This window comes from Nonomuraea sp. PA05 (genome assembly GCF_008086045.1).
GTDB classification, from domain to species: Bacteria; Actinomycetota; Actinomycetes; order Streptosporangiales; family Streptosporangiaceae; genus Nonomuraea; species Nonomuraea monospora.
This window is the reverse complement of record NZ_VSEY01000040.1, coordinates 97,332-111,478: the sequence shown is the minus strand read 5'-3', so window position 1 is coordinate 111,478 and position 14,147 is coordinate 97,332. Positions and strand designations below refer to the sequence as shown.

General features: G+C 71.5%; 14 protein-coding genes and 1 pseudogene. 5 read left to right on the top strand and 10 right to left on the bottom strand.

Translation table 11 applies throughout. The features are described 5' to 3' along the window. Positions 1–94 precede the first annotated feature (94 nt). A complete protein-coding gene (locus FXF51_RS45875) occupies positions 95–673 on the bottom strand; it encodes a TetR/AcrR family transcriptional regulator (RefSeq protein WP_148441100.1) in 579 nt (192 codons plus the stop codon). Positions 674–769: 96 nt separating this feature from the next. Here FXF51_RS45875 and FXF51_RS45870 point away from each other — a divergent pair, with 96 nt between their 5' ends. After that, positions 770–1,660, top strand: a complete 891-nt coding sequence (locus FXF51_RS45870; protein ID WP_148441099.1) for a TIGR03620 family F420-dependent LLM class oxidoreductase — start codon at positions 770–772, stop codon at positions 1,658–1,660. A gap of 13 nt (positions 1,661–1,673) precedes the next feature. Here FXF51_RS45870 and FXF51_RS45865 read toward each other — a convergent pair whose 3' ends face one another. Continuing rightward, complete coding sequence (locus tag FXF51_RS45865; protein WP_148441098.1) at positions 1,674–3,098, bottom strand: pyridoxal phosphate-dependent decarboxylase family protein; 1,425 nt, start codon at positions 3,096–3,098, stop codon at positions 1,674–1,676. A 151-nt stretch (positions 3,099–3,249) separates the two neighbouring features. Here FXF51_RS45865 and FXF51_RS45860 point away from each other — a divergent pair, with 151 nt between their 5' ends. Continuing rightward, positions 3,250–3,633, top strand: coding sequence for a hypothetical protein (locus FXF51_RS45860; protein WP_148441097.1), 384 nt, complete (start codon positions 3,250–3,252; stop codon positions 3,631–3,633). A gap of 110 nt (positions 3,634–3,743) precedes the next feature. Here the strand turns inward: FXF51_RS45860 and sigJ are convergent, their stop codons facing one another. Continuing rightward, on the bottom strand, positions 3,744–4,670 hold the full coding sequence (sigJ, locus tag FXF51_RS45855) for an RNA polymerase sigma factor SigJ (RefSeq protein ID WP_148441096.1): 927 nt from the start codon (positions 4,668–4,670) through the stop codon (positions 3,744–3,746). Between the two features lie 35 nt (positions 4,671–4,705). Next, entirely contained in the window at positions 4,706–5,440 is a 735-nt protein-coding gene (locus FXF51_RS45850) for an SDR family NAD(P)-dependent oxidoreductase (RefSeq protein ID WP_148441095.1), read from the bottom strand. Between the two features lie 270 nt (positions 5,441–5,710). Here FXF51_RS45850 and FXF51_RS45845 point away from each other — a divergent pair, with 270 nt between their 5' ends. The 3 genes from FXF51_RS45845 to FXF51_RS45835 are packed head-to-tail and all read left to right on the top strand — an operon-like array spanning position 5,711 to position 9,242. Then, positions 5,711–6,691 (top strand): ABC transporter permease, encoded by a 981-nt coding sequence (locus FXF51_RS45845; protein WP_148441094.1) that lies wholly within the window; start codon positions 5,711–5,713, stop codon positions 6,689–6,691. Next, entirely contained in the window at positions 6,688–7,575 is an 888-nt protein-coding gene (locus tag FXF51_RS45840; RefSeq protein ID WP_148441093.1) for a carbohydrate ABC transporter permease, read from the top strand. The genes FXF51_RS45845 and FXF51_RS45840 overlap by 4 nt, the downstream gene beginning before the upstream one ends. A gap of 29 nt (positions 7,576–7,604) precedes the next feature. Continuing rightward, positions 7,605–9,242, top strand: coding sequence for an extracellular solute-binding protein (locus FXF51_RS45835; RefSeq protein WP_148441092.1), 1,638 nt, complete (start codon positions 7,605–7,607; stop codon positions 9,240–9,242). 109 nt (positions 9,243–9,351) lie between these two features. On the opposite strand, the pseudogene FXF51_RS45830 reads toward FXF51_RS45835, so the two are convergent. From FXF51_RS45830 to FXF51_RS45805, 6 genes and pseudogenes are all read right to left on the bottom strand, one after another. Next, positions 9,352–9,756 (bottom strand): annotated as a pseudogene (locus FXF51_RS45830) (ABC transporter ATP-binding protein); the annotation flags it as partial. 38 nt (positions 9,757–9,794) lie between these two features. Further along, complete coding sequence (locus tag FXF51_RS45825; RefSeq protein WP_148441091.1) at positions 9,795–9,992, bottom strand: hypothetical protein; 198 nt, start codon at positions 9,990–9,992, stop codon at positions 9,795–9,797. 45 nt (positions 9,993–10,037) lie between these two features. Further along, positions 10,038–11,264, bottom strand: a complete 1,227-nt coding sequence (locus FXF51_RS45820) for an MFS transporter (protein WP_148441090.1) — start codon at positions 11,262–11,264, stop codon at positions 10,038–10,040. Then, a complete protein-coding gene (locus FXF51_RS45815; RefSeq protein WP_262380276.1) occupies positions 11,261–12,241 on the bottom strand; it encodes an ABC transporter substrate-binding protein in 981 nt (326 codons plus the stop codon). Before FXF51_RS45815 ends, FXF51_RS45820 begins: the two co-directional genes overlap by 4 nt. After that, positions 12,238–13,038 (bottom strand): ABC transporter ATP-binding protein, encoded by an 801-nt coding sequence (locus tag FXF51_RS45810; RefSeq protein WP_148441088.1) that lies wholly within the window; start codon positions 13,036–13,038, stop codon positions 12,238–12,240. The genes FXF51_RS45815 and FXF51_RS45810 overlap by 4 nt, the downstream gene beginning before the upstream one ends. Further along, complete coding sequence (locus FXF51_RS45805) at positions 13,038–14,060, bottom strand: FecCD family ABC transporter permease (RefSeq protein WP_148441120.1); 1,023 nt, start codon at positions 14,058–14,060, stop codon at positions 13,038–13,040. Before FXF51_RS45805 ends, FXF51_RS45810 begins: the two co-directional genes overlap by 1 nt. Positions 14,061–14,147 lie beyond the last annotated feature (87 nt).

Sequence of the window (14,147 nt, the reverse complement as noted above, 5' to 3'; positions counted from 1 at the left end):
GTGGCCGGCGCGGAACATCAGGGCCACACCGGTACGGGTTACGTCGGCGGCTACACGGCCGAGGGCGGGCCGCCCGCTCCGCACGGCGGGTGGCCTACCGCACGCTCAGCCCGTCGAACAGCAGGCCGAGCAGCCGGTCGAGGCCGGTGGTCCCCCGTCCCTGGTTCTGCTCATGCGCCCACGCCACCCCGAACACCAGCGTGGTCAGCTCCGCCACGGTCACGTCGGCGCGGATCTCGCCGCCACGCTGGGCCTCGGCCAGCAGCGCCTCCCCCGCCTCCCGCATGGCCGCGCACGAGGCGTGCAGGGCCGAGGACTCGTCCTGGAGCGTGGCCGACAGGGCGGTCGTCAGGCCACGGAAGGTGGTGCCCGCCTCGGCGAACCCGCGCGCCCAGGTTAGCAGGGCACCGCGGGGCGAGGGGTGGCCGAGCAGGTCGCGGGCCCCGGCGGCGAGCGCGTCGAACCGTTCCCTCAGCACCGCCTCCAGCAGCGCCTCACGGGTGGGGAAGTGCCGGTAGAGCGTGCCGATGCCGACGCCGGCGCGTGCGGCGACGTCCTCCAGCGAGGCGGCCACGCCTGCCCGGTCGAACGCGGCGCGGGCCTCGGCGATGAGCCGGTCGCGGTTGCGCCGGGCGTCGGCGCGCAGCGGGCGCGCGGTCGTCGCGCGGTCCATGGTGTTTCTCCTTCACCGTTGCCAACCGGAGCCTGCCTCCGTATCGTATCCCGCAGACAAGCGGAGGCAGCCTCCGAAACGCGAAGGAGAACGGCGATGGACCTCGGGGAGACCAGGGACAGGCTCGGCCGGTACGGCGTGTGGATCGCGCCCCAGACGCTGCTCGGCACGCCGGTGCCCGTGCAGCGCGAGCAGTTCGCGCGGATCGAGCGGCTGGGATACCGGTCGTTGTGGACGGGCGAGCCGCCCGCCGCCGCGCCGGCCGGTGGGCGGGAGATCTTCACGCAGCTCGCGGTCATGCTGGCCGCAACCGAGCGGCTGGTCGCGGGCTCAGGCATCGCCAACGTGGGCATCCGCCCTCCGTCGGTCACGCACACGGCGGCGGCCACGCTGGCCGAGGCCCACCCGGGACGGCTCGTGCTCGGGCTCGGCGGACATCCGGGCGAGCGCCCCATCAGCGGCCTGCGCGACTACCTCGACGCCATGGACGAGGCCGCCACCCGCCTGCTGCCCGGCATCGCCTACCCCCGCGTGCTGGCCGCGCTCGGCCCCAGGGCGCACCGGCTGGCCGCCGACCGGACGGACGGCGTGCACCCGTTCCTGCAACCGGTCGAGCACACCGAGGCCGCCCGCAAGGCGCTCGGGCCCGGCCCGCTGCTCATCCCGCACCAGGCGCTGGTCATCGAGTCCGACCCCGGCGCGGCCAGGGAGCGGATCCGCGCCGTCCTGCGGGTGGGGCAGCGCAACGTCGAGACCCCGTACACGGCGAACTACCGCAGGCTCGGCTACGGTGACGAGGATCTGGCGGACGACCGCAGCGACCGGCTCGTGGACGCCACCCTGGCCTGGGGCGACGAGGAGGCGGTCGCCCGCCGGCTGCGTGCGCACCTGGACGCGGGGGCCGACCACGTGCTGCTGCATCCGCTGGCCGCGGACCTGCCCTCCGCCGTCGACACCCTCGACCGGCTCGCGCCCCGCCTTCGATGACGGGGCGGCCCGGCTAGTAGCCGAGTTCCGCCCGCAGCTCCGCGCAGGTCTCAGAGACGATGTCCAGGACCTCCTCGACCCGGTCCCGGTGGGTGCGGTGGCTGACGACGCAGATCCGGATCATGTACCGGCCGCCGATCCGCGTGCTGGACAGCAGGGCGCGGCGGCGGGCCGTCACCCGGCTCAGCAGCTCGGCGTTGAACGCGTCGGCGTCGCCGTGCCCGGGCGCCCAGCGGAAGGCCACGGCGGTCAGGCTGGGCCGCCACGGCACCTCGAAGCCCTGCTCCAGCAGCCTCTCGCAGGCCAGCTCCGCCAGGTCCAGCTTCTCGTCCAGAGCCTCGCGGAAGGCGCCCAGCCCGTACAGTTTGATCGGCAGCCACAACCGCAGGCCGCGGAACTCGCGGGTCAGCTCCGGCGAGTACTCGGTGAAGTTGGGGATGTCCTCCTCCTCGCCGAGATCCTGCAAGTACTCGGCGCCCACGTGGTGGGCCTGGCGCAGCCGCGAGCCGTCGCGCACCAGCAGCGCCCCGGTCCCGTACGGCAGGAACATGGCCTTGTGCGGGTCGATCGTGATCGAGTCGGCCAGCTCGATGCCGCGCAGCCGCGACCGGCCGCGCTCGGTGAGCTGGAACGGGCCGCCGTAGGCGGCGTCCACGTGGAACCACGCCCCCGCGCCGCGGGCGGCGGCGGCCAGTTCGGGGAGCGGGTCGACGGCTCCGGTGTTCGTCGTGCCCGCGCTGCCGATCACGAGGAAGGGCCGCAGCCCGGCCCGCCGGTCGTCCTCGATCATCCCGGCCAGGGCCTGCGGGTCCATCGTCAGCTCCGGCCCGGCCGGCACGACGCGGACGTGCGCGCGCGGGATGCCGGCCAGCAGGGCGGCCTTGGCGCAGGAGGCGTGGGTCTGGGCGGTGACGTAGGCGGTGCCGCCGAGGAAGTCCTCGCCGAGCAGGGTGGTGCGGGCGGTGACGACGGCCGAGAAGTTGGCCATCGAGCCGCCGGAGGTGAGGATGCCGCGCGCCTGCCCGGGGTAGCCGAACAGGTCGCAGAGCCAGCGGATGGCGGTGGCCTCGATCTGGGCGCAGGCGGGGGCGAGCTGCCAGACGGTGACGTACTTGTTGAGGGCGGCGATGAGGAAGTCGGCGAGCGCGGACGCGTACAGGCCGCCGCCCGGCACGTAGGCGAGGTAGCCGGGCCCCGCGCTGATGGCACCGCTGCGGGCCGCCGCGTGCACGGTCTCCAGCAGATCCGGTAACGCGCCGCCGTGTTCGGGCGCGGGCTCGCGCAGCGCGGCGGCCAGCCCGGCGGCGCCGTCGAGGTCGAAGGCGGGCAGCTCGGGCAGCTCGTCCAGGAAGCGCTGGACCAGGGCCAGCACGGCCTCCCCCATCTCGCGCGTCTGCGCCGGGCCGGGTTCGAAGGGGTACTGCTTGGCATCGGACATGCTGCGTATCTTCGCAGCGCGCCGCCGCGAGGTGTGACTACTGTAGGTGTACGGGTGCGTACGCGTAGATATTGGACATGCCTTTACTCTGCTTTGAGACTGTCGATAAGGTGGCCTGTCAAGATCTGTTGGACTCTCCCGAGGTTGAGGTATGAACCCCAAGAAGCTCGCATCCGTCCTGCTCGGCTCCGCTGCCATCGCGGCGCTGTCTCTCACCCCGGCGACGGCCGCCTCCGCACAGACCGGCGCGGCCACGGCGGCGGTCGAGCGTGACAGCGTCCGGTGCTCCAAGCCCAGCGGCCAGTGGGCCAACTTCTCCTGGGGGCAGGGCAACACCAGCGCGACCATCTACTTCAACAACCACTGCAGCCACCGGCTCAGCGTCAGGATCACGTTCGTGCGCAAGGGCTCGGTCGGCGACAAGGCCGCCAAGTACCGGTGCATGACGGTCAACGCGAAGACCAAGGGCAAGAAGAAGTTCTACGCCGCCGTCTACGAGCCGGCCTCGGTGACCCGGGTGTCGAGCTGCGGCTGACGCGCCGCCCTGACCGTGCCCGGCTCGCCGTCCGAGCAGGCCGTGCGCCTGCTGCCGGTGATCGGGACGCGGCGCATGGACGTCCCGGCCTGAGCCGGCAGGGGGCAGGTTCACCTCTCGGGCAGGAGCCCCACGTCGGACACCGGCCCGAGATGGCCGAGCTTGTCGGGGTTGGCCACCGAGTGGATCGCCTGGATCACGCCGTCGGCGATCTCGAGCCCGACCACGCTGGCCACGCGCCCCTCCGCGTCGTACATGACGGCGCCCGGCCGGCCGTTGACCCAGGCCGGCCGGTAGGAGACGCCGAGCTTGGCGACCCGGCGCAGCCCGGCGACGAGCAGCCGCGCGACGCGCTGCGGGTCGGTCGCGGGGCGTCCGAGCGCCTGCGCCTTGCCGCCGCCGTCGCCGTGGAAGACCACGTCGGGCGAGAGCATGCCGAGCAGCGCGTCCATGTCACCGCCGGCGGCGGCGTCGAAGAAGCGGCGGGCGAGCTTCTCGCCGCGCGCCCGCCGCGCCGGCGCCGGGGTGCTGTCGTGCGCCTGCCCGCCGGCGGCGACGCGCTGCCTGGCGCGGGCGAAGATCTGCCGGCAGTTGACCTCGGTCTTGCCGGTGATCCTGGCCACGTCCTGGTAGTCGTAGCCGAACACCTCGCGCAGCATGAACACGGCCCGCTCCACCGGCGACAGCGACTCCAGCAGCACGAGGAACGCCATCGACAGCGAGTCGGCCAGCTCGGCGTGCTCGGCCGGCCCCGGCTCGCCCGCCGGCGCGACGACGGGTTCGGGCAGCCAGTCCCCCACGTACGTCTCCCTCCGCACCCGCGCCGACCTCAGATGGTCGATGCCCAGCCGCGTCACCGCCGTGGCCAGGTACGCCTTCTGGTCGGCGATCTCGGTGCCCGCCTGGCGGGCCTTGGTCAGGCCGAGGAACGCGTCCTGCACGAGGTCCTCGGCGTCGCCCACGGTTCCCGTCATCCCGTACGCGATGGAGAACAACAGCGGCCGGTACGTGCTCGCCGCCATCTCGTCCGCAGGCATCGGCGTCTCTCCCGTCAACGTGGCTTGTCAGCAGGTCACCAGGCTATGGGGCCGAGCCGGTCGACGAAGATGCCGGTCGGCCCGTCGGCGCCGAGGGTCGCGAGCCCGACGATCGAGTCGGTGCCCTCGGTGACGGTCAGCTCGCCGGTGTGGCCGTTCATGTCCGTGGCGGCGAACTTGCGGTTGGCGACCTCGCCGGGGGTGGCGAGGTTGAACTTGATGTGCGGCAGCGCCTGCGCGTACCTGACGGTGATCATGTTGAGGGCGGTCTTGGACGAGCTGTAGGCGAGCTCGTGGAACTTCGAGGCGGCCTGCCCCGGGTCGGTGACGACCGAGAAGGCGCCGACGGCGCTGGAGACCATCACCACGCGCGGGTTGCCGGCCGCCTCCAGCAGGGGCAGGAAGGCGTGGGTGACCCTGATGGGCCCGTACACGTTGGTGTCGTAGACGGCGTGGATCTCCTCGACCGTCGCCTCGGCGGGCGTGACGCCCCTGCCGGGCGCGCCCGCGTTGTTGATCAGCACGTCCAGGCTGCCGGTGTGCTCGCGGACGAGCCTCGCCGCGGCTTCGACCGACTCGTCCGAGGTCACGTCGAGCGGGACCATGATCACCCGCACGCCCTCGCCGGCCAGCTTGTCCGCCGCCGCCTGGCCGCGGCCTTCGTCGCGCGAGCCGAGGAAGACCGTCCAGCCGAGTTGCCCGAGCCGCCGCGCCGCCTCGAGACCGAGCCCCTTGTTGCCTCCGGTGATCAGCACCGTTGTGTTCGTCATGCCCTCTCAAGACGGGGTACCCGCCACTCCCGTGACACGGTGTGAGGGACGTCACAGCCTCGGAGGGGTGCATGACCGTGAAGACGTTCGCCTGGCGACCTGTGGAAACGCTTCCGTAGGACAACCTTCTCACTGGCATTATCATGCCTGCTCTTCTTCGAGAAGGCCAGGAAAGTCCGCAGCCTCACTCTTGACCGTGTCATGTAACCGTTTTATCTTCATGACCATTCTGTTTCGGCTCCGCACCGCAGAGAGGCGTAACACGTGAGCATGACGCGGGTCCGTGGCGGCACCGGGGCGACGACCGGTCCGCCGATCGAGAAGGCGCAGGCCCCGTCCCATCGCGGGAGCCCGCTGCGGCGCATCAGAGCCGATCGCGTGCTGCTCCTGATCGCGGTGCCCGGCCTGGTGTACTTCCTGGTCTTCCACTACGGCGCGCTGTTCGGCAACGCGCTGGCGTTCATGAACTACGTCCCGTTCCTCGGGATCCCGGGCAGCGAGTGGGTGGGGCTGGCGCACTTCGAGCGCATGCTCACCGACCCCGAGTTCTGGAACGCGGTGCGCAACACCCTGACGATCGCCGTCCTGCAACTCGTCTTCTTCTTCCCGGCCCCGCTGGCGCTGGCGCTGCTGCTGCACAGCATCGTCGGCGACACCGTCCGCAAGTTCGTGCAGAGCGTGGTCTACCTGCCGCACTTCCTGTCCTGGGTGATCGTGCTGGCGCTGTTCCAGCAGATGCTCGGCGGCGCGGGCGTGGTCAACGGCTGGCTGTCCGACCTGGGCGCGGGCTCGATCTCGATCATCGGCAATCCGGACGCGTACGGGCCGCTGGTCGTCGCCCAGCTCGTCTGGAAGGAGTGCGGCTGGGCCACGATCATCTTCCTGGCCGCGCTGTCGCAGGTGGACGAGCAGCAGTACGAGGCCGCCGCCATCGACGGGGCGAGCTGGGGACGGCGGCTGTGGCACGTCACCCTGCCCGCCATCCGCCCGGTCATCGTGCTGCTGCTGGTGCTGCGGCTCGGCGAGTTCCTGTCGATCGGCTTCGAGCAGTTCTTCCTGCAGCGCCAGTCCGTCGGCCCGGAGACCGGCGAGGTGCTGGAGACGTTCGTCTACGTCACCGCCTTCGCCGGCGGCGACTTCGGCTACGCCGCGGCGGTCGGCCTGTTCAAGGGCGTGATCGGCATCGTGCTCATCTACACCGCCAACAAGGTCGCGCACCGGCTCGGCGAGCAGGGGGTCTACAAGGCATGAGCACCACCCGAGCGCCCGCCTGGATGGGCCGCCCCAGCCTCGCCGTCCGCATGCTCAAAGCGGTCGCGCTGAGCGTCGTCGTGCTGCTGGTCGTCTTCCCGCTGTGGACGGTGCTGGCCACCAGCCTGGCCAGCCCGCAGAACGTCATCGACAACGGCGGCTGGGTCGTCTGGCCGACCCAGTTCTCCTTCGACGCCTACGCCGACATCCTGGCCGGCGGCATCATCACCCGCGCCCTGCTCATCAGCGCCGGCGTCACCCTGGTCGGCACCGCGCTCAGCCTGGCCTGCACGATCGCGCTGGCGTACACGCTGAGCAGGCCCAAGGTCTACGGCGGCAAGCCGATGCTGCTGCTGGTGCTGTTCACGTTCCTGTTCCCGCCGGGGATGGTGCCGCTGTTCCTGGTCGTGCAGAGCGCGGGGCTGGTCGACAGCTACGCGGCGCTGGTCCTGCCGTTCCTGGTCAACGTGTTCAACCTGGTCGTGATGCGCGGTTTCTTCCAGTCGATCCCGCAGGAGCTGATCGACGCCGCCCGCATGGACGGGGCCGGGGAGCTGGCGATCCTGCGCAAGGTCGTGCTGCCGCTGTCGAAGGCGGTCATCGCGGTGATCGGCCTGTTCTACGCGGTCTCGTACTGGAACCGGTTCTTCGAGGCGATCATCTACCTCAACGACCAGAGCATGTGGCCGATCGGCACCGTGCTGCGCCAGTACGTCACCGGCGGCGCGGCCCTGTCGGAGACGTCCGGCGAGCTGGCCATGAGCTCGCCGCAGTCGGTGCAGATGGCCGTGGTCATCCTGGCCACGCTGCCGATCGTGTGCGTCTACCCCTTCCTGCAGCGCTACTTCGCCAAGGGCGTGCTCACCGGCGCGCTCAAGGCCTGAACCACCCCCCACCAGAAGGAATCCTCGTCATGGACAACACCCTGGATCGCCGTGCCCTGTTCAGGGGCGCTCTCGGCGTGGCCGCCGCGTCGCTGCTGACCGCCTGTGGCGGCGGCGGGAGCCCGTCGGGCGGCGGCGTCTCCAACGCGGGCAAGCAGCTCGTGCCCTGGCCGGCGTACGTGCCGTTCGCCGGTCCGAAGCCGGACGCCCCCGGTGACGCCACCGGCGTCCAGCCCCTTTACCTGAAATATCCGGAAACGCTGGTGCAGTCGGTGAACGACACGGTCGGCGACGGCTCGAAGGTCACCGCGCTGGTCGTCACCTACGGCCCGCCGCCCACGCCCGTCACGCAGAACCGCTACTGGCAGGCCATCAACAAGGCGCTCAACGTCGACCTCCAGGTCACGGTCGTGCCCGACCCCGAGTACGGCCAGAAGATGACCACCCTGATGGCCTCGGGCAGCGACCTGCCGGACATCATCATGTTCACCAACCTCGCCCTGCCGCACTCCCTGGAGTTCATCCAGGCCAGGTGCGCCGACCTGTCGGAGTTCATCGGCGGCGACGCCGTCAAGGCCTACCCGAACCTGGCCAACATCCCCGCCTACGCCTGGAAGGGCATGGGCCGCATCAACGGCAAGCTCTACGGCGTCCCGCTGGAACGCCCCACCCCGGCCAACAGCCTGTTCGTCAACCGCACCGCCATGAACGAGGCGGGCATCCCCAAAACCTGGACCACCGAGCAGTACCTGGACGCGATGAAGGAGCTGAGCGGCGACCGCAAGTGGGGGCTCGGCTGGTACAAGACGCTCTTCGGCGGGCTCGGCGGCATCACCTACCACGCAGGCTCGCTCGGCGCGCCCAACACCTGGTCGCTGGCGGGCGGCCAGTTCACCTCCACGCTGGCCACCCCGCAGTTCGAGCAGGCCCTGGACGTGATGCGCAAGCTGGCCGAGGCCAAGTCGGTGCACCCGGACAGCCTCACCGTCAGCTCCACCGACATGCAGACCTACTTCCACAACGGCACCGTCGCCTCCGTCCAGGACGGCTTCGGCTCCATGTCGCCCACCACGTTGACCAAGATCAACAACCGGTTCGAGCTGGACCTCGGCTACCCCTACGGGCCGGACGCCACCCCTTGGCAGGGCCCCGGCATGTTCGGCTACGTCACGTTCAAGAAGGCCGCGCCCGAGCGGATCAAGATGCTGCTGCGCATCAGCGACTACCTCAGCGCCCCGTTCGGCACCAAGGAGTACGAGCTGGCCAACTACGGCGTCGAGGGCGTGCACTTCACCAAGGACGGCGACGGCATCAAGACCCTCGACCTGTTCCAGACCGAGAACAACAACACGCTGCCGTTCCGCTACATCGGCGCGGCGCCGTCCGTGCTCCACCTGCCCGGGCACCCGCGGACGGCGCAGGCCACCTACGACTGGCAGAAGGCGACGCTGCCCAGGAGCGTCGCCAACCCGGCCAACGGGCTGCGCTCGGCCACCTCGGTGAGCAAGGGGGCGGCGATGAGCCAGATCATGGGTGACGGCATCGCCGCGGTCGTCTTCGGGCGCAAGCCGCTGTCGGCGTGGAAGGACATCGTCACCCAGTGGCGGAACGCGGGCGGGGACCAGGTGGCGCGGGAGTTGGCCGAGGAGCACGCGGCCACGCAGTGAGGAGGGCGGTGTAACCGCTTCAACGGGCGTCGTGCTGGACGCGCTCGAGCTTGGTCCAGCCCGTCCAGCCTCGCTCCTCCAGCAGCTCGATGAGCCGGCGGGCCGGGGCGCGGCGGCTGCGCGGGTCGAGGCCGGTGGTCGGCTCGTCGAGGAAGATCAGCCGAGGGCGCGTCACCAGCGTCATCGCCAGGTCGAGCCGCCGCTTCATCCCGCCGGAGTACGTCCCGGCCCGCCGCCCGGCCGCCTCCGCCAGGCCGAACCTGTCCAGCAGCCCCTCCACCACCGCCTTCGCGCCGCGCCGGTCGAGGTGGCCGAGATCGGCCATCAGCCGCAGGTTCTCGCGGCCGGTCAGCAGCTCGTCCACGGCGGAGAACTGCCCGGTCACCCCGATCGCCGCCCGCACCCGGCCGGCCTCCCGGCGCACGTCGTGACCGGCGACCCTGGCGGTGCCGGCGTCGGCGGGGAGGAGGGTGGACAGGATCCTGACCGTGGTGGTCTTGCCTGCTCCGTCGGGTCATGGGGCCATGGTGCGGGGTTGACCCAGCGTCAGGGTCAACCGCTCCCCGGCCCTCCGCCGTCGTTCTTCTTCCGCGCGCTGTAGGCGGCGCCGAAGGCCACCCCCAGGGCCAGGCCCAGCGAGATCCCGATGGCGAGGTTGTCCAAGGCGAGCCCGAAGACGACGCCGAAGATCGTGCCGAGGCTGATCCCGAAGCCGAGCCCGGCGCCCGAAGAACTGTTCCTGTCCGTCATCGCATCTCTCCCAGAGGGACGTGAGCTGATGCCACTCACCGAACCTTACGCTGCCGGCGTGGCCGTGCGGCGGGAGAAGCCGCGGGTGCCCGGAACCAGGGCCGCGGCGGCGGGGGCGACGAAACACACCAGCGCGCACCCGGCCAGGACCGGCTTCCAGCCGAACGCGTCGATGGCCGGGGCGAGGAAGGCCAGGCCGACGGGGGCCAGGCCGTAGGAGATGAGGAAGTCGAGCGAGGAGACGCGGGCGAGCAGACGGGGCTCCACCTCGCGCTGGGTGGCGGTGAACCAGGGCACGTTGAACAGCTCGATGCCCAGCCCGGCCACCGCGTACGCGGCGAACACGGCGGCGGGGTGCACGGGCAGGAGGAGACTGAGGGGGGCGAAACCGTACAGGGCCAGGCCTGCCAGGGCGGTCCAGCCCTGGGCTCTGGGTTTCCAGCGGGCCACGAGCACCGCTCCGGCCAGGGCGCCGAGGGTGTAGGCGGTGAGGGCCGCCGCCAGTACGGCTTCTGTGCCGTAGCGGTCGCGGCTGACCAGCGGGAGGGCTACGCCGGTGGCTGAGTAGCCGGTGAAGATGACGGCGGCCAGTGCTGCCAGGCCGGCCAGGAACCAGGGGTGGCGGCGGGCCTCCCGCAAGCCTTCGCCGAACTCCGCCAGCAACCGCACCCGCCCAGAAGCAGGAGCGGGCGCAGGAGCGGGCGCAGGAGCGGGGAGGCCGGTGGGAGGGAGCAGGGCGGCGAGCAGCCACAGCAGGCCGGTGCCGATGAGCAGCGCCCAGGTGTCCAGGACGACCGCCAGCAGCGCGGTGCCGGCAGGCGCGACCAGGGTGGTGACGCGTACGGCGAACGTGATGGCCGCGTTGGCCTGCCGCCGCCGCCCGTCCTCCACCACCTCGGCCGTGAGCGCCTGGAACGCGGGCCGGCACGCCCCCTGCCCCGCCCCGACGACCACCGCCGCCACCGCCATGACCAGGACGGAACCGCCGAGGCCCAGCGCGATCCCCGGGGTGGCCACGGCGGCGGCCAGCCCCGCCCACAGCACCACGCCCCGCCGCGAGTACCGATCGGCCAGAACCCCGCTGACCGGCACCGCGGCGAGGAATCCGACGGTGCGGGCGGCCAGCACGACGCCCAGCTCGCCCGCCGTGAGCGTGCGGTCCAGGACGGCGAGCCCGAGCACGAACGGCAGCGCCCAGGTGGCCAGCCCCGAAGCGGTGGTGCCGCACCACAGCCGGACGAACCGCCGGTCACGCAGAACCGGCACGCTCACGCGTCCAGCTCGCGCAGGTACGCCGCGAACCCTTCCAGCCCGTCGACGTTGCGCGGCCCGCTGATCCCCTCGTTGTAGTCGAGCACATAGAACCGATCGTTGACCACGGCCGGCAACTTGGCAGTGGTGGGGAACTCCTTGAGGAACTTGATCTTCTCCTCGGCAGGCTTGTCACCGTAGTCCAGGATGATGATCACCTCGGGCTTGGCCTGAACGACGGCCTCCCAGGTCACCTCGCTCCACCGCGCGTCCAGCTCCCCGAAGATGTTGCGCCCGCCCGCGAACCGGATGATGTCGTTCGGCGGCACCTGACGGCCCGCGGTGAACGGCTTGTCGGTCCCCGAGTCGTACAGGAACACCGGCACCGGATCCCCCTGAGGAGCCTGAGCCCGCACGGCCTCGACGCGCTTGCGGTACCCCTCGACGAGAGTCCGCGCCCGCTCCTCCACGCCGAAGATCTGGCCGAGCCGTTCCAGGTCGGTGTAGAGGGCGTCGAAGGGCGTGACGCGTTCGGGATGACCGGGATAGTTGAAGCACGACTCGGTGTGCATGAAGCTCTGGATCTTCAGCCCGTCCAGGATGGCCGGGGTGATGCCGCGCTGGTCGCTGAAGCCGGAGCGCCAGCCGGCGACGACGAGGTCGGCCTTGGCGTCCACGACCAGCTCCCGGTTGAGCAGGTCGTCGCTGAGGAACTTGACCTTGGCGTACTCGCTCGCCCACGGCGACTCCGTGACGGGCGGGTTGGCGGGCGGCATGACGTAGCCGTGGACGTGCTCGGTGAGCCCGAGGGCGAACAGCTTGTCGGCGCTGCCGCCCTCGTAGGCGACGGCGCGCCGCGGGGTGGTGTACTCGACGTCCTGTCCGCACCGTTTGACGGTCACCGTGCGTGCGGCGGTGCCGCCGTCCTCCACCTGCGCGCCGCAGCCGGCGATCAGGAGCAGTCCCGCCAGGAGCGCGGCGGAGGTAGGTGTGTTCACGCGGATCTTCCTTCCGTGGTGGTGGCGGTGCCGAGGTCGTAGAGCACCTGCGGGACGCCGGTGAGGGGATGCGGGACGACGCTGGCCTCGACGCCGAACGCCTCACGCAGGAGCTGTTCGGTGAGGACGTCGGCGGGCGGCCCGGAGGCGACGAGCGTCCCGTGGGAGAGGACGGCGAGCCGGTCGCAGGCGGAGGCGGCGAGGTTGAGGTCGTGCAGGGTGACGAGCACGGCCGGCCCCGACTGCCTGAGCATGGACAGCAGCCGGATCTGGTGGTGCAGGTCGAGGTGGTTGGTGGGCTCGTCGAGCACCAGCAGCCGCGGCTCCTGGACGAGCGCCCTGGCCACCAGGACGCGCTGGCGTTCCCCGCCGGACAGCGACAGCACGCCGCGCCCCGCCAGGTGCAGCACCTCCATCCGGGCCATGGCCTGGTGGCACAGGTCGCGTTCGCGGGCGCTGAGCGCCTGGTTGCCGCGCAGGTGGGGGGCGCGGCCGAGGGCGACGACCTCCTCGACGGTGAAGTCGAGGTCGGCCCGTCCCTCCTGGGTGAGTGCGGCGATGACGCGGGCGCTGTCGCGCAGCGGCATCCGCGACAACTCCTGACCGTCGATCCAGACGGCGCCGCCCGAGGGCCGCAACGCCCGGTACACGCACCGCAGGGCCGTCGTCTTGCCCGAGCCGTTGGGCCCGATCAGACCGACGACCTGCCGTTCTGCCACGTCCAGTGCGAGATCACGGACGATGGCGGCGCCGTCGATGGTCACCGACAGCTCGTCCAGCACGAGCAGGCCGCCCATCAGCGTCCGCCGAACAGGTAGCCGCGGCGGCGCAGCAGCACGACGAAGACCGGCACGCCCACCAGCGCGGTGATCACGCCCAGCGGCAGCTCGCGCGGCGCCACCAGGGTCCTGGCCACCAGGTCGGCCCACACCATGAAGATGGCCCCGGCCAGCGGCGCGATGGTGAGCACGCGGACGTGCGCGGCGCCCGTCCACAACCGCACCAGGTGCGGCATGACCAGCCCGACGAACCCGATCGCGCCGCTGACCGCGACCATCGCGCCGGTCGCCAGCGACGTCAGGACGAACAGGCCGCGCCGCAGCCTGACCGTGTCCACGCCGAGGCTCACCGAGGTCTCGTCGCCGAGGGCGAGCACGTCCAGGCTGCGCGCGTGGCGGCGCAGCAGCACGACGGTGGCGGCGGTGACGGCCGCGACGACGGGCAGCGCGCCCCAGGTCGCCGCGCCGAAGCCGCCCATCGACCAGAACAGCACCGTGCTCGTCGACTCGCCGTCCGGGACGAAGTAGACGATGAGGCTCATCACGGCCTGGAAGCCGAACGCCATGGCCACCCCGGTGAGCACCAGCCGCAGCGGCGTCAGGCCGCCGGCGCCGCGCGAGGCCAGGTAAACCAGGGCGGACACGAGCAGCGCCCCCAGGAACGCGCCGGCCGAGACCGCGTAGACGCCCAGCGCGGTGAGTGTGCCCGTGACGCCGACCAGCACCGCCCCGGCCGACGCGCCCGACGACACGCCCAACACGTACGGGTCGGCCAGCGCGTTGCGCACCATGGCCTGGATCGCCACCCCGACCACGCTCAGCCCGGCCCCCACCAGGACAGCCAGGAGCACGCGCGGCGTGCGCACCTGCCAGATGATCTGGTACGCCGTGACCTCGTCGGCCGTGATGGAGCCGCCGGTCACGGCCGCCCAGAGGAAGCGCAGCGTCTCCCCCGGCGGCACGGCGGCGGCGCCCAGCCCGATCGCCAGCAGCACCGACACCGCGAGGACGCCGGTCAGCAGGGCGACGGTCACCGGCATGGCGAACGTCGCGGCGGGTGGGGATTTGGACTGCGATCTCAAGGACACTCCAGAAAACGAGAATCATTTTCGGAGCAAGACCGTACC